Source organism: Endozoicomonas euniceicola (assembly GCF_025562755.1).
GTDB classification, from domain to species: Bacteria; Pseudomonadota; Gammaproteobacteria; order Pseudomonadales; family Endozoicomonadaceae; genus Endozoicomonas_A; species Endozoicomonas_A euniceicola.
The window spans coordinates 3,174,322-3,192,534 of sequence record NZ_CP103300.1 but is presented as its reverse complement, the minus strand read 5'-3'; the positions used below and the strand labels follow the sequence as shown (position 1 = coordinate 3,192,534).

The window sequence follows — 18,213 nt, the reverse complement described above, 5'->3', positions numbered from 1 at the left end:
ACAGGCTTCATTTACATCTGGCTGAAGACTCACAATAAAGGGATTTTGCCAGCGTTTAACTAAATCACCGCTTAGGTAAGCAGCAGAACATAATATACCGCTGTTGGCTTTTGGCGGTTGGCTGTATGAGCAGCTAATAGCCAAAAGCCAAAAGCCCGGTAAGTTATTGAATGCTGCGCCCCTTAACTGCTGCGCTGTATGACTCATTGGGAGGAGTTTGTTTAAGGCCAGACTGAATTCTGGCAGTTTCTGCCGGAGTTTGCCCCTTCTCAATACTGAACGCTTTTCCGGCAGCACCCCCCCAGTTGGATGCGTGTCGAATCTGCTCAGGCAACCAATGCTTGTATTTTTGGAAATTGAGTAGCTTTGCTGACGCCTGGATATCACAAAAATGCCCAACCCCTCCCCAGGCTCCGGAATAATCGGCAGGCGCACATTCGATGGCTGAACGGAAAAGCCTGAGCGACTCAAGTAAGTATTTTCTCCGGTCATCTTCAGTCAACATGACTTTTCGAGTCTCTCCAGTCTGTGTGTTTTTTTCGTAACCATCGTTTGCCCAGTTTGTCAGAGTAACGGCATGGGTTGTTAAGGCTTTCCAGCTTTGACTGTACCCGGAGTCAGGTAACTGTCTGAGAGTCTCAACCGCTTCAGAATATCGTTTAAGATCCGACAACAAAACAGCTCTGCGCATAAGCACCTCTTGCTTCTCACGACCGGCATAGCGCTTTAATTCTTCCAGAGCGGCTTCCTTATTACCAAGGAGTATATAACAGTCAACTATTTCAAGTATTGAACCATGGTATTTGTCACCAAACTGTTTTAGTCTGGCTATTTCCTGTTGAATCATTTCAATGTCTTTCGAACCTTTTGGCTGATCGCCAATAGTTAATCGCTTGAGGCGTGTCCTCAATACTTCCGTTTTAATAGAATGAACCTGATATTTTGTTTCTGCTTCAGACACTTTTTTTAATAAATCACCCGCTTCATTTAACTGCCCCCTGTCGATAAGTATTTTAACCTTGCTTCTGCAGACAAAGGCTATCAGAAGCTCTTTGTACTGGGAGGACGGAATGAGCTTCGATGGGCAGGACTGAAGCTCTGCTATGAGCTGACTGACCTTGTCCATTGCATTTTCATTATGAGGGGACTCATACAACAAATTGCTCAGCTCACATCGGGCAGTCAGATAGGCTTTATCAACCTCTATGTGTTGGCCCGCAACAGATTTGATCTCGTCCTCAATAAGGTCAAACTCTACTTTTAATTCATGAAGCGACAGTTTGTGAGTGTAATACGCAGCAACAAGCCAGTATAAACGAGCACACCACGGAGCCTTGGGAAATTCCTTTTCGTTGCGTGTACGATCGACAAGCCCCTTATAGGTCTTCTCATAGTTAAAGGTCTCACAAAATCCTGATAATTGATCATATCGCTTTGAATTAACGATCTTTTTTATCAGGTGATACATTAATAATTCTTTCTCTGCGTCTTTCATCCGCTCTAAGGGTTCAAAGTTTCGTTTCTGGCAAAGTTCCAGTAATTGCTCTCTGGCTAACTCACAGCTCTCATCTTTTCTGAAATCAGGTTTGGTAAACAGGGGGCCGACGAGCCTGTCCAGTATTACGCCAACCGTTTCCCTGGCTGATTTGGCAAGGTGTTTATCACTGCAACCAGGCAAATAGTCCGTAAGGAGATATTCCAGTAACTGAAGAGACGACTGATAGTCCATTCCTTTACCGGCAATCACTGCATACCTGTGAAGCTGCTTAAGAGCATTTGATGCCTGACGTTTGTCTGCCTGCAGGAGTTTTGTCTGTAATTGTTCACACTCCACTCTGGCAGGAGCAAACAGGTCTTTCTGGGTACTGCTGAATCGCCGCTTCACTGTCCCTATAGGTTGAAGCCGTGTCTGCAATGGCACTGAAATATCTTCTCCGGTTATGGGTGGTGCTTGCTGTTTTCTGGCAGCACCTCTTTGACCATGACTCGGGTTATAAGATTTATGCTTTGTGCAAGTGCGTGGAGATGAGGATGAACGGGGAAGCTCTGGGTAAGTGCCTGCAGCCGCTCCCGCAACACGTTGCTCACTCGGTGAGCGGGTATCACACTGCCGCCCCCGCGGAGTGACCGCCGCAGCCCCCTGGGCCCGGGGAGAGGTCTGGGCAGGAAGAGTGCCTTGTTGTGCTGGAGGCGTTGGAGGTGTTGGAGGTGTTGGCTTTTTGCCCTTTACAATATCGGAATACATCATACATCCTTGTAGTCATGAAATGGTTCGATCGTTTTATAACTCTTGCTTTGACTCCCTTTTCTACTCTTAGTTCCTGTCGCTAAAAATCGTCACCGAAGAAATAGCCAAATCAACCCTCTGACCTGACGACTTCTGACCTTTACCCAACCAGCACAAGCAACTCTTTTGTCAGCTCAATTTGCACCGTTGAAATATCCGCCCCCCATGCCATCACTTCAACGCCAGCCCTGATAGCTTCACGCAGGGTTCGACCGTACTCCGGATCAATCTCATCCGCAGGTGCCACCCGGTCAATACCGGTATGCTGAACACAGAAAAACAGAACAGCCCGCCCCCCTTTTTCGCAGATTTCCCGGAGCTCCCGCAGATGCCTGGCTCCCCGGCTGGTGACCGCATCGGGAAATAAACCCAGACCTTCGCCCATTGCCAGGGTCACGCTTTTCACTTCAAGGTAACAGTCCGGCAAACCGTCCTGAGTCAGCAGAAAATCGATCCGGCTGTTTTCCGAGCCATATTTCACCTCCCGACGGATAGTACTGTACTGCGCCAGTGCTTCTACCCTGCCGGCCTGGAGCAACTCTTCCACCAGTGGATTGGCCCGGCCAGTATTCATACCCGCCAGAGTCATTTGTTCATTGCCATCGAACACCACAGGGATTTCCGCCAGCTCCCAGGTGCAGGGGTATTTTCGTTTGGGGTTATGGGAGTCGGAATACCAGACCCGCTTACCGGGATACAGGCAATTTTTCATGGAGCCGGTATTCGGGCAATGCAACGTAATTTGCTGACCATCTGCCCGCTCAATGTCTGCCATAAAGCGTTTGTAGCGACGGATTAAACGTCCTTCCTGAAGAATTTCTGGATATTTCATACTGTTTTATGATTAAACTATTGTTTGGTATTCAGTTTTTGCATTCTAAGACAGCGGACTGAGTATTTCCCGAAATTACTGTCTGATGTCAATAAGTAGTGGATAAACATCGCTGTGACACGAGAAGTTGATGACTTTTTTGTGGCGGATTGTCATTGGTTTTGGTAGTTTCTCCGCTTCTGTTAGGAAGGCAAGAGGTGAGTGTCTGTTAAACATCAGGCACCCAAAGTGTTGTCCTCAGCTTTCAGGGAGGTCGGGCTAAGGCCCGACATCGGATGGAAAGCCGTGAAAAATGCGTGAGCACGGCTACTAGAAAAAGGTGATGAGGCTGTAATCATGTCAGCACAGAAAAAAGCGGATCAAGGTAATCTGCTCCGTTCCTTCACTCCATATCAGGAGAAGGACGGCGAAGAGTACATGAATGACAAACAGGTCGAGCACTTCACCGGCATCCTCAGGCAGTGGAAGCAGGAGTTGATGGAGGAAGTGGATCGCACCGTAAACCACATGCAGGACGAAGCAGCGAACTTCCCTGACCCGGCCGATCGTGCCAGTCAGGAAGAAGAGTTCAGCCTGGAACTTCGTGCCCGCGACCGTGAGCGCAAGCTTATTCGCAAGATTGATAAGACTCTGACTCGTATTGAAGAAGAGGACTATGGTTTCTGCGATTCCTGCGGTGTGGAGATCGGTGTTCGCCGTCTGGAAGCTCGTCCGACTGCGACACTTTGCATTGACTGCAAAACTCTGGCCGAGATCAAGGAAAAGCAGCTGGGTCACTAATGATCCCTGTTGACTGATCGACAACAAGCCGCGACCGCCGCATCGTATCGTGTAGGGTATTATGCAGGGCTTCGCGGCTTGGTTGTATCTGGCAGTCATCACTTTTAACTACTATTGCGCCTGTATTCCTGTCTATGACCGCTTCGCCGTACATTGGACGATTTGCCCCTTCCCCGACCGGCCCCCTGCACTTCGGCTCGCTGGTCGCAGCTCTGGCCAGTTATCTTGATGCCCGACACCAGAACGGCACCTGGCTGGTGCGTATGGAAGATATCGACCCACCCAGGGAACAACCGGGTGCTGCCAGTAAAATTCTTAAAGCGCTGGAGGTCTATGGGTTGCACTGGGATGGCGAGATACTCTATCAAAGCCAGCGCAGCAGCCTTTATGAAGACGCCATAGAACAGCTGCGAAAACGGCAGGCTATTTACCCCTGCGTCTGTTCACGCAAGCAGTTGCAGCCATACCATGGCATTTATCCGGGACTTTGTCGTAGCGCTTCCCTTACCGACCTTCCGGATAAACCTTATGCCTGGCGGCTGAACAGCCATGATGAAGTGATTGCGTTCAACGACCGGATTCAGGGGCAGCAACGCTTTGATATGAAAACGCTGGGCGACTTTATCGTAAAGCGTAAAGAAAAACTGTATGCCTATCAGCTGGCGGTCTGTGTAGACGACGAGTTTCAGAAAATTACCCATATTGTACGCGGACACGACCTGATTGATTCCACTCCCCGACAAATCAGTCTGCAATCAGCACTGGGCATGAATAGAGTGACTTATGCCCATATTCCGGTGATTGTTCAGGATAATGGTGACAAGCTCAGCAAACAGAACCTGGCTCCCGAACTGTCTCTGGATGAACCCCGGCCATTGCTGGCGAAAGCGTTGCAGGCATTGGGGCAGCAACCTCCGAAAGGCCTGAAGGAAGAAAGCATAGAAGATATCATCAACTGGGGCATGGAAAACTGGAACCTGAACAAGATCGCCAGATCTTCTTCCCTGCCGGAAAGTGATATCTGAACCATTGCACAGCTTTTAGCAAAATCGTCGTAAACCCTCGCCCAATGCGGGCGGGGATATAAGACGGGAAGGCGCAGAGCCTTCCGCCATCAATCTGGTGTACTCTGGCTATTAACGTAGTCCTTCAGAGTCTCGATAGTTGCACCGCCAGCACTGCAAGCAAAGTAAGACCTTGACCACATTAAGCCTGCTTTGCTCTGAGCAGTAAGGTGGGTATTCAGCATTCGCAACCGTCTTGATGATGTTGATTTGAGATTATTTACCATGACACTGATAGCCAGTTTTGGTGGGTAGGCCACCAACAGGTGTGCGTGATCTTTTTCGCCATCCATTTCAAGTAACTGGCATTCCAGTTTTTCACATGCACTCTCGAACGACTCCCGTAACTGCTTGATCATATAGCCATCAAAAAGCTTTCGTCTGTACTTTGTCGTGAACACCAAATGAACAACCAGCTTGGTAACGCTATGTCGTTTGCGAAGATACCCTTTAAGCAAATCTTTATTGTGTGCGCTCACTTGAAAACCTCTTTCAAATACCTGTAATATAAACTTTATATTAATGAGCACTGAAATAACGTTCCATGCTGAGAGCCACCAAAGTACGAATCTATCCAACATCGGAGCAGGCGGAATTTCTCGACCGTCAGTTTGATGCTGTGCGGTTCGTATGGAACAAGGCCCTGGCTATTAAGGTTCATTATTACAAGGTTCGTGGGCAGAGCCTTTCTCCCAAAAAACACCTGAAGCCCTTGCTGGCAAAAGCCAAGAAAAGCCGAAAGTACTCATGGCTGAAAAACGCTGACTCTATTGCACTGCAACAGGCCACTATCAATCTGGATACGGCCTTTCAAAACTTTTTCAATCCCAAATTGCAGGCAAGATTTCCTCGCTTCAAGAAAAAGCATGGCAAGCAAAGTAGCTACCATTGTACGTCTGTCTCTGTGGGCGATAACTGGATAAAAATCCCCAAGTGCAAGCCCATAAGGGCTAAAGTGCATCGTGAAATAGTGGGTAAGGTGAAGTCTATCACCCTGAGCAGAACGCTAACCGGCAAGTATTTTGCCTCCATATTGGCTGATGATACCCAGGAACAACCAAAACAGATTGATAATCTCGAAGCTAATCAGGTTGTCGGTGTTGATATGGGGATTGCTGATCTGGCTATCACCAGTACCGGCCATAAGACTGGCAATCCTCGCTTTCTGAAAAAAGCACAACGTAACCTGAAAAGAAAACAACAGGCTCTATCTCGCTGCAAGAAAGGCTCAAAAGGTAGGCACAAAGCCCGTTTATTGGTGGCAAAGGCGCATGAGCGTGTAGCCTTTGCCCGTAATGATTTTCAGCATAAGCTATCAAAACAACTCATCGACGAAAACCAAGCGGTGATTGTGGAGACACTGAAAGTTAAAAACATGCTCAAGAACAAGCGTCTTGCTCGTTCTATTGCTGATGCTGGCTGGCATTCACTGATAACCAAACTCGAATACAAGGCAAAGCAGGAAGGTAAACATCTGGTGAAGATAGACCAGTGGTTTGCATCCTCTAAAACTTGCTCAGTCTGCGATTTGAAACAGGAAAAAATGCCATTGAGAATCCGATCATGGGAGTGTAGCTGTGGTGCTATCCATGACCGGGATATTAATGCAGCTCGCAATATCAAGAAGCAAGGCATATTGAAATTAAAGGCGGAAGGACTGTCCGTTTCTGCTGATGGAGGCTTGCGTAAATCCGGCAGATTGTCGGTTGCTGCCTAAGAAATCAGAAGCCTCACCCGATAGGGTGGGGAGCAGTCACTCACGGTTCTGATCTGACAAATTCCGCTTTCTAATTTGATCAGCCCCGTAATTATCCGTATTTCCAAAACTCGGATTCGGTCTTTGTTCCGCGATCCTACTCCTCTCCTCAGCGGTCACCAGGGAGCTTGAACCTGGCTGTTGATTTATCACCCTGGCAGTTCTGTCACCTATGTTAGTATTCTGTGTTTCACTAATGATCTTAATCTGGTTTGGAAAGCCTGCTCCAAACCAAAAAGTGGCAAAGGCCGCTACATAAGAATAGGGGTTTTGATAGGTAACGGCAGAGCCCAAAAAAAGCCCCGAAGCTAGACAACAGGTTAATTCTATTTGACCCAAATCGCTAAAATTACAACTGTAAGTCGTTGAAGATTTTTCTGCTTCAATATTCATGATGCTTCTTCCTTTATTTTTGAAACGCTTATCAGTTCGACTATTCGGAAAAAAAATAGTTCAAAAGTAAGAACTTGAGCGAACATTCAGCCTGACAATGACTTGCGTAAGCCCAATTTGTATCTATATTTCCCTTTCTCGTTCTGGATGTTCTAAAAATTAATGCAGGGTTAAATATGTTCGTTATTCAGGCATTCTTTTCTGGAAGCCAGCCTGCTTTCAGTCTGATTCTGTACATCGGGGCAATATTGTTTCTGACTCCATCAGTACGGGCCGCCCCCATAGAAAATACCACCGCCCTGTCATTAATAACCAAAAACCATCTGAACAAGACTCCTGAATTAAGCTACAAGATATCTTCAACCTCAAAAGGCATAACTGCCACACCTGTTTTGAAAGGGATGTCGCCTGTGTCGATATCCCGGAGTTCCGGGATAAACCACAGCATTCAGATCAATGGTGAAGAACACTTTGTCGCAGCATCACCGACTACCGACGGAAAAGGTCTGATAGTGCAAACACAGGCCAGTAACGGCACCTCTGCACACCTGTTAAAGGTTTATCCTGTACAGCCTTCCGGGCAAAATCACAGTTTCTATGTAAAAGACGAGTCCTCTGGTGCAACGTTTCTGGCAAACGCCGACGCTTCAGGCATATCCCTACAGCGAACAGGTAACAAAACCACAGAAGGAGAATGCCAGTCACACGACCCTATCTACAGAGTTATTGATGCAGCTGCAGGAGCCTTGATAGGTGCTATTGTTTCCTTTGGTAGCTATTCTTGCTTAACATGCTGTAAATAAACCTATTGTGGGTGACTGCTCCCCACCCTATCGGGTGAGGCTTCTGATTTCTTAGGCAGCAACCGACAGTCTGCCGGATTTACGCAAGCCTCCATCAGCAGAAACGGACAGTCCTTCCGCCTTTAATTTCAATATGCCTTGCTTCTTGATATTGCGAGCTGCATTAATATCCCGGTCATGGATAGCACCACAGCTACACTCCCATGATCGGATTCTCAATGGCATTTTTTCCTGTTTCAAATCGCAGACTGAGCAAGTTTTAGAGGATGCAAACCACTGGTCTATCTTCACCAGATGTTTACCTTCCTGCTTTGCCTTGTATTCGAGTTTGGTTATCAGTGAGTGCCAGCCAGCATCAGCAATAGAACGAGCAAGACGCTTGTTCTTGAGCATGTTTTTAACTTTCAGTGTCTCCACAATCACCGCTTGGTTTTCGTCGATGAGTTGTTTTGATAGCTTATGCTGAAAATCATTACGGGCAAAGGCTACACGCTCATGCGCCTTTGCCACCAATAAACGGGCTTTGTGCCTACCTTTTGAGCCTTTCTTGCAGCGAGATAGAGCCTGTTGTTTTCTTTTCAGGTTACGTTGTGCTTTTTTCAGAAAGCGAGGATTGCCAGTCTTATGGCCGGTACTGGTGATAGCCTGATCAGTAATCCCCATATCAACACCGACAACCTGATTAGCTTCAAGATTATCAATCTGTTTTGGTTGTTCCTGGGTATCATCAGCCAATATGGAGGCAAAATACTTGCCGGTTAGCGTTCTGCTCAGGGTGACAGACTTCACCTTACCCACTATTTCACGATGCACTTTAGCCCTTATGGGCTTGCACTTGGGGATTTTTATCCAGTTATCGCCCACAGAGACAGACGTACAATGGTAGCTACTTTGCTTGCCATGCTTTTTCTTGAAGCGAGGAAATCTTGCCTGCAATTTGGGATTGAAAAAGTTTTGAAAGGCCGTATCCAGATTGATAGTGGCCTGTTGCAGTGCAATAGAGTCAGCGTTTTTCAGCCATGAGTACTTTCGGCTTTTCTTGGCTTTTGCCAGCAAGGGCTTCAGGTGTTTTTTGGGAGAAAGGCTCTGCCCACGAACCTTGTAATAATGAACCTTAATAGCCAGGGCCTTGTTCCATACGAACCGCACAGCATCAAACTGACGGTCGAGAAATTCCGCCTGCTCTGATGTTGGATAGATTCGTACTTTGGTGGCTCTCAGCATGGAACGTTATTTCAGTGCTCATTAATATAAGCTCTATATTACAGGTATTTGAAAGAGGTTTTCAAGTGAGCACACACAATAAAGATTTGCTTAAAGGGTATCTTCGCAAACGACATAGCGTTACCAAGCTGGTTGTTCATTTGGTGTTCACGACAAAGTACAGGCGAAAGCTTTTTGATGGCTATATGATCAAGCAGTTACGGGAGTCGTTCGAGAGTGCATGTGAAAAACTGGAATGCCAGTTACTTGAAATGGATGGCGAAAAAGATCACGTACACCTGTTGGTGGCCTACCCACCAAAACTGGCTATCAGTGTCATGGTAAATAATCTCAAATCAACATCATCACGACGGTTGCGAATGCTGAATACCCACCTTACTGCTCAGAGCAAAGCAGGCTTAATGTGGTCAAGGTCTTACTTTGCTTGCAGTGCTGGCGGTGCAACTATCGAGACCCTGAAGGACTACGTTAATAGCCAGAGTACACCAGATTGATGGCGGAAGGCTCTGCGCCTTCCCGTCTTATATCCCCGCCCGCATTGGGCGAGGGTTTACGACGATTTTGCTAAAGCTCTTCCTTTGATTAGGGAGTCACCACTGAAGATTAAGGGAAGCAGCAGAACATAATATACCGCTGTTGGCTTTTGGCTTTTGGCTGTATGAGCAGCTAATAGCCAACAGCCAAAAGCCAAAAGCCCGGTAAGTTATTGAATGCTGCGCCCCTAAGGTTACGAGCGCAACTCAGCCATCAGCACAGAGCCAGTGCAGTCGAGCGAACATTCAGCCTGACCATGACCTGCGTAAGCCCAATTTGTATCTATATTCCCCTTTCTCGTCCGGAGAATTACATGATGTCCTCAGGTGTTCTAAAAATTAACGAGGGGGTAAATATGTTCGTTATTCAGGCATTCTTTTTTGGAAACCAACTTGCTTTCAGGCTGATTCTGTATACCAGTACCCTGTTGTTTTTCTCCCCGTTAATACAGGCTGATTCCAGAGCAAATACCACTGCCCTGTCATTAATAAACAAAACCTACCTTAACAAGACGCCTCAATTAAGCTACAAGATATCTTCAACCTCAAAAGGCATCACCGCCAGACCTGCTTTGAAAGGGATGTCTACTGTGTCGATATCCCGGAGTTCCGGGATAAACCACAGCGTTCAGATCAATGGTGAAGAACACTTTGTCGCAGCATCACCGACTACCGACGGAAAAGGTCTGATAGTGCAGACGCAGGCCAGTAACGGCACCTCTGCACACCTGTTAAAGGTTTATCCTGTCCAGACTTCCGGACAAAGTCACCGTTACTATGTAAAGGATGAATCCTCTGGTGCAACGTTTCTGGCAACCACCAGCGCCAGCGCTTCAAGCATAACCGTACAACAAACAGGTAACAAAACCACAGACGAGGATTGCGATGGAGGTTACAGAGTACAAGGAAAATGCCAGCCACTCCCTGCTTACGCGGGCCCTGTTATTATAGGTGTAACATTCACACTAATTGCTGCTACTGTCATAATCTGTGTTCGTTGCTGCAAATATTATCAAAGCCATTCTGCCGGCAGTTCTTCCTTTGCACTGGGATTCATCGGTGAAGATGGAGGTGGAGTTGGATGCGAGTAAACTTGAAAAAAGACCATAAGTTAGGGGCGCAGCATTCAATAACTTACCGGGCTGTTGGCTTTTGGCTATTAGCTGCTCGTACAGCCAACAGCCAACAGCCAACAGCGGTATATTATGTTCTGCTGCTTCCCTTAATGGGCCATTGCCAATCAGGAAGCCCAGAATATTCTTGGCCCTCATGCTCCCTGGTATCTGCAAATCGCTGCGGATTTTCGTGAGCGGGTATCAGAAGACTGTCGTATATAAAGTAAGGACCTGAGCGAACATTCTGCCTGACCATGACTTGCGTAAGCCCAATTTGTATCTATATTTCCCTTTCTCGTCCGGGGTGTTACATGATGTCCCCGGGTGTTCTAAAAATTAACGGGGGGTTAATATGTTCGTTATTCAGGCATTCTTTTTTGGAAACCAACTTGCTTTCAGGCTGATTCTGTATATCAGTACCCTGTTGCTTTTCTCCCCGTTAATACAGGCTGATTCCAGAGCAAAAACCACGGCCTTGTCATTAATAAACAAAACCTACCTGAACCAGACGCCTCAATTAAGCTACAAGATATCTTCAACCTCAAAAGGCATAACCGCCACGCCTGCTTTGAAAGGAATGTCGCCTGTGTCAATATCCCCGAGTTCCGGGATAAACCACAGCATCCAGATCAATGGCGAAGAACACTTTGTCACAACATCACCAACTACCGAAGGAAAAGGTCTGATAGTGCAGACACAGGCCATTAACGGCACCTCTGCACACCTGCTAAAGGTTTCTCCTGTACAGCCTTCCGGGCAAAATCACAGTTTCTATGTAAAAGATGAGTCCTCTGGTGCAACGTTTCTGGCAACCATCAGCGCTACCGGCTCTGAAATAACCTTACAGCAAACAGGTAACAAAATCACAGACGATAATTTCGATGGGAGTGACAAAAAAACAGAAAGTACATCCAACTCTTCTAGCTTTATTTATGATCATGCACTTAATGTAATTGCGGTAATCCTTGTATATGGCATTGTTGTTTTGTTAGCCCATGGGATTTGGATGAAGTGCATACATAAGAAAACGAGCCCAAACATACATTCAGTCTGACCACAACTTGCATAAACCCGGTTTGTATCTATATTTCCCTTTCTAGCTGGGGCAATTACATCACGTACCTGGTATTCTAAAAATTAACGAGGGTCAGACATGTTTGTTATCCGGGCATTCTTTACTGCGAACCAGCTTGTTTTCAGGCTGTTTCTGTATATCTGTACCCTGTTGTTTTTCTCCCCGTTAATACAGGCTGATTCCAGAGCAAAAACCACGGCCTTGTCATTAATAAACAAAACCTACCTGAACCAGACGCCTCAATTAAGCTACAAGATATCTTCAACCTCAAAAGGCATAACCGCCACACCTGTTTTGAAAGGAATGTCGCCTGTGTCAATATCCCCGAGTTCCGGGATAAACCACAGCATTCAGATCAATGGCGAAGAACACTTTGTCACAGCATCACCAACCACCGAAGGAAAAGGCCTGATAGTGCAGACACAGGCCAGTAACGGCAGCTCTGCACACCTGTTAAAGGTTTATCCTGTACAGCCTTCCGGACAAAATCACAGTTTCTATGTAAAAGATGAGTCCTCTGGTGCAACGTTTCTGGCAATCACCAACGCTACCGGTTCTGAAATATCCTTACAGCAAACCGGTAACAAAACCACAAAAGATGATTGCGATGATAGTTACAAAAACAATAGGGGAGAATGCTTTTCATTGCCTGTTGGAGTGATTATTGGGATTATAGCTTCGGTAGCCACTGTTGTAGGTATTATTACCTGCGTCTTATGTTATTTCTGTTGTCGGGGAAGTGGCGGCGGCACTTTTATCCCTTCACTTGCATTCTTTGAGAGTGGAGGTGGGTAAACCTGAAGCTCCCCATAAATTCGTGGGGCATTGCTTTAACAAAGGACTGAGTGGTATACATAAACGATGCGTATCAGGGATTGATTATGACAACGTTTTACAAGGTAGTTGTATTTTTATTCTCCTCCTTCCTAACCTCGGCAGCCATGGCATTATCGCCTGATGAATTGATACCTGACAACGTGGCTCCTGTGCCAGGTGTTCCACTTGATATGTCCAATTCTGAATTCTGTCAGAAGGCACGTTACGAGCGTGACTCAGCCATCAGCACAGAGCCAGACCTTGCCAAAATGGATGCAGTCACTTCTGAAGATGCTGCACTGTGTTTCTCCCCTGATGAAAACCTGTACTTCGTTGCCAATCAGGAAGCCCAGAATATTCTTGGCCCTCATGCTCCCTGGTATCTGCAAATCGCTGCGGATTTTCGTGAGCGGGTATCAGAAGCCTGTCGTATAATGGGCTACCAGAATGATGAAATCAGCCGCGCTTACGATCACTGTATCGAAAACCGTTTTGCAGAACTGATGGGACCCTACGAAGATAAATACCGTCGTGAAGCAGGCAACTACGTTGCTAAACGCAAGCAGATTGCCGAAAGCCTGGTGGTTCGTTGCGATGCATCCCTGAGCGTCAAACGTGGCCGCCTGCCCAAAGGCCTCCGCTTTCCTCTGGCTTACTACGACAAACACACCGTCTCTCTGCCCAACTGGTTTCTCGAAGAAAAAATCGACGATCCCAAGTGGATAAAAAAAATGAGTCAGCTGAAAGCCAATGAACTGATGAGCGAAGTACTGGGTGAAGACTGCCCGGGTAACATGGTTTTCTGGGTCACTTATAACGCCCCGGACTATTAATACCAACCAACAGTATCCACCCCCACCCAGAAGTATAATCCGAGACCCTTTTTCGGTTTATCTCTATTAGTTATAACATGGCAGTCCAGCAGATAAGCACTGTCGTTCTATGTATATCTATCGCCTGGTACTGGCTCTCTTAATAGGCATCTTTTTCTTCTCAACCGCGATCATGGAGTGGTGGATAACCTATGGTGATGCCTGGTACCAGCCCTGGTTGTTGTGGCTGCTGGTAGTGTTGACAGGATTCCTGTTGCAGCCACGAGGGGATGTCGATGGGTTATGACCTGGAGCCCCTGTTGTTTGTCAGTGCGGCTTACCTGCTGCTGCTGTTTTCCATTGCCTGGATTACTGACAAAGGCTGGATACCTCAAGCCATTGTCCGACACCCCATTACTTATGTTCTGTCACTGGGCATTTATGCCAGCAGCTGGGCGTACTATGGCAGCATAGGCATAGCCAGAGACAGTGGCTACCTTTTTTTAACTCTCTATATAGGCGTCAGTGGCGCCTTTCTTCTTGCCCCTATACTGCTGACACCCATTCTGAAAATTACCCGGTCTTATCAGCTGAGTTCTCTTGCCGATCTGTTTGCATTCCGTTTTCGCAGTTCTGCCGCCGGAATTATTGCAACGCTGATTATGCTGGCCAGCATCATGCCTTTGCTGGCGCTCCAGATTCAGGCGGTATCAGACAGCATACATCTGATTAATCAGGATATTCCCAGAATCAATCTGGCGTTCCTGTTCTGTGTACTGGTCACCCTGTTTGCCATTTTATTTGGCACCCGGCATATATCCAGCCACGATCATCATCAGGGGCTGGTGATGGCGCTTGCGGTTGAGTCTGTTCTGAAGCTTGCCGTTCTGTTGACACTCGGCTTTGTTGCTTTAAACGACGTGTTTGGTGGTATTGAGGGCTTGAATCTTTGGCTGCATTCCAACAGTGACCATATGGCTACCCTTCAACAGCCGATAGAAAACGGGCCGTGGCGCAGCATGCTGCTGATGTTCTTTGCGGCTGTTATTGTTATGCCGCACATGTTCCACATCACATTCACAGAGAACCGTGACCAACACGCCCTGAATATTGCCAGCTGGGCTTTTCCGTTCTTTCTGCTGATTCTCAGCCTGATGGTTCCTATTCTTACCTGGGCTGGCGTTAAACTGGCGCTGCCTTTCAGCCCTGAGTACTATGCCCTGGGAATTGGTCAGGCTCTCAATAAACCCTGGATCACGGTGGTTTCCTTTATTGGCAGCCTGACCGCCGCCAGCGGCCTGATCATAGTAACGACACTGGCACTGTCGTCGATGATACTGAATCATCTCGTAATGCCGTTCTGGCGACCAAAAGCCAATCTGGAAGTTGATATTTACCGGGCTTTGGCCTGGCTTAAGCGACTGTTGATCAGTGCCCTGATTATGGCTTCCTATGGCTTTTATCTACTGTTCGACAGCCAGCACTCCCTGTATAACCTGGGCATGGTGGCCTTTGTCGGAGCGTTACAGCTATTACCCGGAGCCCTCTGCGTTCTCTACTGGCCCAAAGCCAACCATTACGGTTTTATTGCCGGTCTTGCTGTGGGCAGCCTGGTCTGGCTGATCACGATGTTCATCCCCCTGATCATTGATATCAGTCTCTATAACCAGTCTTTTGTCGTTTATCAAAACATGCTGTACGACAACTGGCATCAGGTAGTATTTCTTTCCCTTGCCGTTAACGCCGGGTTTATTATTCTCGTCTCTCTGTTGACCAGAATGTCTCCCGAGGAAGCCAGTGCGGCAGCAGCCTGTCAGGTTGAAAGCCCAACCCGGAACAATCACAAAATTCCAATCGCCTCATCCACCTATGAGTTCCAGAAAATGCTCAGCACCCCGCTGGGCAGCAGCACGGCAGCCAAAGAAGTTCAAAAGGCTTTGTCTGATCTCAATATGCGTGAAGATGAAACCCGCCCACACGCCCTGCGTCGTTTAAGGGAAAGGCTGGAGAAAAACCTGTCCGGCCTGTTCGGCCCCACGGTTGCCCATGGCATGGTAGAAACCTTTCTGCCCTGGGATCAGCAGAAGGACTACGTTGCCCGGGACATTCACTTTATGGAGTCCCGGCTGGAGTCTTATCACTCCAGACTCAGCGGGCTGGCTGCCGAGCTGGACAGTTTGCGCCGCTATCACCGGGACACACTGAATAAACTGCCCCTCGCACTGTTTTCCGTTGACGCGAATAAGGAGGTGATGCTGTGGAACCAGGCCATGTCAGAAATGACTGGCATTGACGCTAGCCAGGTGCTCGGGCTTAACATTCACCATCTGACCCCACCCTGGAACGAGTTGCTTTGCCAGTTCTCATCGCTGGATAACCTGCACCTGCATAATCACAAACTTGAAGTGGAAGGGACACAGCGCTATTTCAGTATTCACAAAGCCATGGTGGAAGTGCCTGCGTCGGGCACAACAGGCAATAAAGTGATGCTGCTGGAAGACCGCACGGAAAACCAGATGCTTGAAAACCAGTTGTTTCACAGCGAACGACTGGCTTCGATTGGTCAACTGGCGGCAGGTGTCGCCCATGAAATCGGTAACCCGATTACTGCCATTGACTGCCTTGCCCAGGAGTTAATAAGCCTGTCGGGTGAACCCGACACCCGGAAAGTGGCAGCTCAGATGCTGGATCAGACCCAGCGGATCACCTGTATTGTACGGACACTGGTCAGCTATGCCCATACTGGTCAGGCACGCCACAATGATAGTCAGTCAGGTGTCGTATCCCTGAAGCATTGTGCTGATGAGGCCATCAGTCTTTTGCAACTGAGCCACAAAAACAGTCAGATCCAGTTTACTAACGGTTGCCAGCCTGACCATCTGGTGACAGGAGACCAGCAGAAGCTACAGCAGGTGTTGATCAACCTGATGTCTAATGCGGTGGATGCCTCTACAGTCAATGACAAGGTGACTTTGCTGACAACAGCAGACGCCCAGACGGTTACCGTGACGATTGAAGATCAGGGACACGGGATCCCCCGCGCTATACAAAATCGCCTCTTTGAGCCTTTTTTTACCACCAAGGAGCCCGGTAAGGGAACCGGCCTTGGGTTGGCTTTGACCTGGAACATTATTGAAGAACACTTTGGTTCAATACGGGTTGAAAGTCCGGTCAACAAGGTTTTGAAGACTGGCACACGATTTATTATTTCTTTGCCCCGCTTTGATGCAAAAAGCAGTGATGCAAAAAGCAGTGAGACAAAGAGTAACCCGTCAAACCAAGATAGTTTGGAAACCGGAGAGCTGACAGCCTCTCACCCGGAATCCATGATGGAAGGGGAAGCCGTATGAGTCACGGAAACATTCTGATTGTTGAAGACGAAGAAATTATCCGGGCCTCTTTAAAAAGGCTTCTTGAACGTCATGGACACACTATCAGCGAAGCGGGTTCTGTGCATGAAGCAGAACTGTCGTATACCCTGGACAGCTTTGACCTGATTATCAGTGACCTGCGCCTTCCCGGACCTCCCGGTACGGAAATGATTCATCTTGCGGGTGATAAGCCGGTGCTGATCATGACCAGTTATGCAAGCCTCAACTCTGCTGTCAGTACCATGAAACTGGGGGCTGTTGACTACATTGCCAAGCCCTTTGACCACAGCGAAATGCTGGAGCGGGTTGCCGAGATTCTTGCACGTCACCAGAAGTCAGACAGCCCAACGGTTCCACAGGATGAAACAGAAGAGGCAGGCTTCGATGGTATGCTCGGGCAATGCGATGCCATGCGGCTTTTGTTTCGTCGCATCAAAAAAGTCGCTCCAACCACTGCAACTGTGCTGATTCAGGGTGAGTCCGGCACCGGCAAAGAACTGGTCGCTCAATCCATTCACAGACATAGCCAGCGCTCAGGCGGCCCTATGATCTCGATAAACTGCGCCGCTATTCCCGAAACCCTGATTGAATCCGAGTTGTTTGGTCATGAAAAAGGATCGTTTACCGGTGCAACCGGCGCCAGAACAGGATTAATTGAAGCCGCCTCTGGCGGCACACTGTTCCTTGATGAAATTGGTGAACTACCACTGGAGGCTCAGGCTCGTTTACTCAGGGTTCTGCAAGAAGGCGAAATTCGTCGTATAGGCTCCGTTCAGTCACAAAAAGTGGATGTACGACTCATTGCGGCAACACACCGTAACCTGAGACAACTGGCCGCCAGCAGTGAGTTTCGTCAGGACCTCTACTACCGGCTGAAAGTGGTCGAACTGCGGATCCCTGCACTGCGTGAACGTGGCAAAGATATTCTGATGCTGGCAGAAAAACTGATGAGCAGCGTCTGTAAAAAAATGGGACAGGAGCCGCACGCCTATTCTCCGGAAGCCATGGCTGCGATTTGTCAGCACCAGTGGCCAGGCAACGTCCGGGAGCTGGAACACGCCATTGAACGGGCTGTTATTCTGTGCGATGACAATATCATCACTCCGGAATACCTTGATCTTGACGTACGAATTAAAGCGTCTCTGTTTAAAGTGGATGCGCAGCTACAACACGAGGGCAATGCTCAGAACGGTTTGACCCTGGAAGACTATTTCCAGCGCTTCGTACTGGAGCATCAGGACCAGATGACAGAAACAGAGTTAGCGCAAAAGCTGGGCATCAGCCGCAAGACACTCTGGGAACGTCGGCAAAAGCTGGGTATTCCCCGGAAAAAGGCATCAGCAACCTGAGCC

17 protein-coding genes are annotated in these 18,213 nt (G+C 47.9%); 12 read left to right on the top strand and 5 right to left on the bottom strand.

The window, feature by feature from the left end; translation table 11 throughout:
• Positions 1-163 precede the first annotated feature (163 nt).
• On the bottom strand, positions 164-2,248 hold the full coding sequence (locus NX720_RS12640) for a hypothetical protein (protein ID WP_262601457.1): 2,085 nt from the start codon (positions 2,246-2,248) through the stop codon (positions 164-166).
• 139 nt (positions 2,249-2,387) lie between these two features.
• Entirely contained in the window at positions 2,388-3,119 is a 732-nt protein-coding gene (gene sfsA, locus NX720_RS12635) for a DNA/RNA nuclease SfsA (protein WP_262601456.1), read from the bottom strand.
• 336 nt (positions 3,120-3,455) lie between these two features.
• Here sfsA and dksA point away from each other — a divergent pair, with 336 nt between their 5' ends.
• Both dksA and gluQRS read left to right on the top strand, forming a co-directional pair.
• Positions 3,456-3,899: an RNA polymerase-binding protein DksA gene (gene dksA, locus NX720_RS12630; RefSeq protein WP_262601455.1), complete on the top strand. Its 444-nt coding sequence runs from the start codon at positions 3,456-3,458 to the stop codon at positions 3,897-3,899.
• Between the two features lie 134 nt (positions 3,900-4,033).
• On the top strand, positions 4,034-4,924 hold the full coding sequence (gene gluQRS / locus NX720_RS12625; protein WP_262601454.1) for a tRNA glutamyl-Q(34) synthetase GluQRS: 891 nt from the start codon (positions 4,034-4,036) through the stop codon (positions 4,922-4,924).
• 89 nt (positions 4,925-5,013) lie between these two features.
• On the opposite strand, the gene tnpA (NX720_RS12620) is transcribed toward gluQRS, so the two are convergent.
• Positions 5,014-5,442, bottom strand: coding sequence for an IS200/IS605 family transposase (tnpA, locus tag NX720_RS12620; protein ID WP_262598779.1), 429 nt, complete (start codon positions 5,440-5,442; stop codon positions 5,014-5,016).
• Between the two features lie 65 nt (positions 5,443-5,507).
• Here tnpA (NX720_RS12620) and NX720_RS12615 point away from each other — a divergent pair, with 65 nt between their 5' ends.
• Positions 5,508-6,680 (top strand): RNA-guided endonuclease InsQ/TnpB family protein, encoded by a 1,173-nt coding sequence (locus tag NX720_RS12615; RefSeq protein WP_262598778.1) that lies wholly within the window; start codon positions 5,508-5,510, stop codon positions 6,678-6,680.
• A gap of 36 nt (positions 6,681-6,716) precedes the next feature.
• On the opposite strand, the gene NX720_RS12610 is transcribed toward NX720_RS12615, so the two are convergent.
• The gene (locus tag NX720_RS12610; RefSeq protein ID WP_262601453.1) at positions 6,717-7,112 is read right to left on the bottom strand and encodes a hypothetical protein; all 396 of its coding nucleotides are present in this window, start codon (positions 7,110-7,112) and stop codon (positions 6,717-6,719) included.
• A 176-nt stretch (positions 7,113-7,288) separates the two neighbouring features.
• On the opposite strand from NX720_RS12610, the gene NX720_RS12605 reads away from it, so the two are divergent.
• Positions 7,289-7,915 (top strand): hypothetical protein, encoded by a 627-nt coding sequence (locus tag NX720_RS12605; RefSeq protein ID WP_262601452.1) that lies wholly within the window; start codon positions 7,289-7,291, stop codon positions 7,913-7,915.
• 51 nt (positions 7,916-7,966) lie between these two features.
• On the opposite strand, the gene NX720_RS12600 is transcribed toward NX720_RS12605, so the two are convergent.
• Positions 7,967-9,139: an RNA-guided endonuclease InsQ/TnpB family protein gene (locus NX720_RS12600; RefSeq protein ID WP_262601451.1), complete on the bottom strand. Its 1,173-nt coding sequence runs from the start codon at positions 9,137-9,139 to the stop codon at positions 7,967-7,969.
• Positions 9,140-9,204: 65 nt separating this feature from the next.
• Here NX720_RS12600 and tnpA (NX720_RS12595) point away from each other — a divergent pair, with 65 nt between their 5' ends.
• From tnpA (NX720_RS12595) to NX720_RS12560, 8 genes are all read left to right on the top strand, one after another.
• A complete protein-coding gene (gene tnpA / locus NX720_RS12595; RefSeq protein ID WP_262600926.1) occupies positions 9,205-9,633 on the top strand; it encodes an IS200/IS605 family transposase in 429 nt (142 codons plus the stop codon).
• Positions 9,634-10,028: 395 nt separating this feature from the next.
• On the top strand, positions 10,029-10,763 hold the full coding sequence (locus NX720_RS12590; RefSeq protein ID WP_262601450.1) for a hypothetical protein: 735 nt from the start codon (positions 10,029-10,031) through the stop codon (positions 10,761-10,763).
• Positions 10,764-11,139: 376 nt separating this feature from the next.
• Positions 11,140-11,841 carry a hypothetical protein gene (locus NX720_RS12585; protein WP_262601449.1) on the top strand — a complete coding sequence of 234 codons (702 nt, stop codon included), beginning with the start codon at positions 11,140-11,142 and terminating at the stop codon, positions 11,839-11,841.
• 99 nt (positions 11,842-11,940) lie between these two features.
• A complete protein-coding gene (locus NX720_RS12580) occupies positions 11,941-12,657 on the top strand; it encodes a hypothetical protein (protein WP_262601448.1) in 717 nt (238 codons plus the stop codon).
• Between the two features lie 212 nt (positions 12,658-12,869).
• Positions 12,870-13,511 carry a hypothetical protein gene (locus tag NX720_RS12575; RefSeq protein WP_262601447.1) on the top strand — a complete coding sequence of 214 codons (642 nt, stop codon included), beginning with the start codon at positions 12,870-12,872 and terminating at the stop codon, positions 13,509-13,511.
• 109 nt (positions 13,512-13,620) lie between these two features.
• Positions 13,621-13,797, top strand: coding sequence for a hypothetical protein (locus tag NX720_RS12570; RefSeq protein ID WP_262565406.1), 177 nt, complete (start codon positions 13,621-13,623; stop codon positions 13,795-13,797).
• Positions 13,787-16,840, top strand: coding sequence for a sensor histidine kinase (locus NX720_RS12565; protein WP_262601446.1), 3,054 nt, complete (start codon positions 13,787-13,789; stop codon positions 16,838-16,840). Before NX720_RS12570 ends, NX720_RS12565 begins: the two co-directional genes overlap by 11 nt.
• Positions 16,837-18,210, top strand: coding sequence for a sigma-54-dependent transcriptional regulator (locus NX720_RS12560; RefSeq protein ID WP_262601445.1), 1,374 nt, complete (start codon positions 16,837-16,839; stop codon positions 18,208-18,210). The genes NX720_RS12565 and NX720_RS12560 overlap by 4 nt, the downstream gene beginning before the upstream one ends.
• The last annotated feature ends 3 nt before the right edge of the window (positions 18,211-18,213 follow it).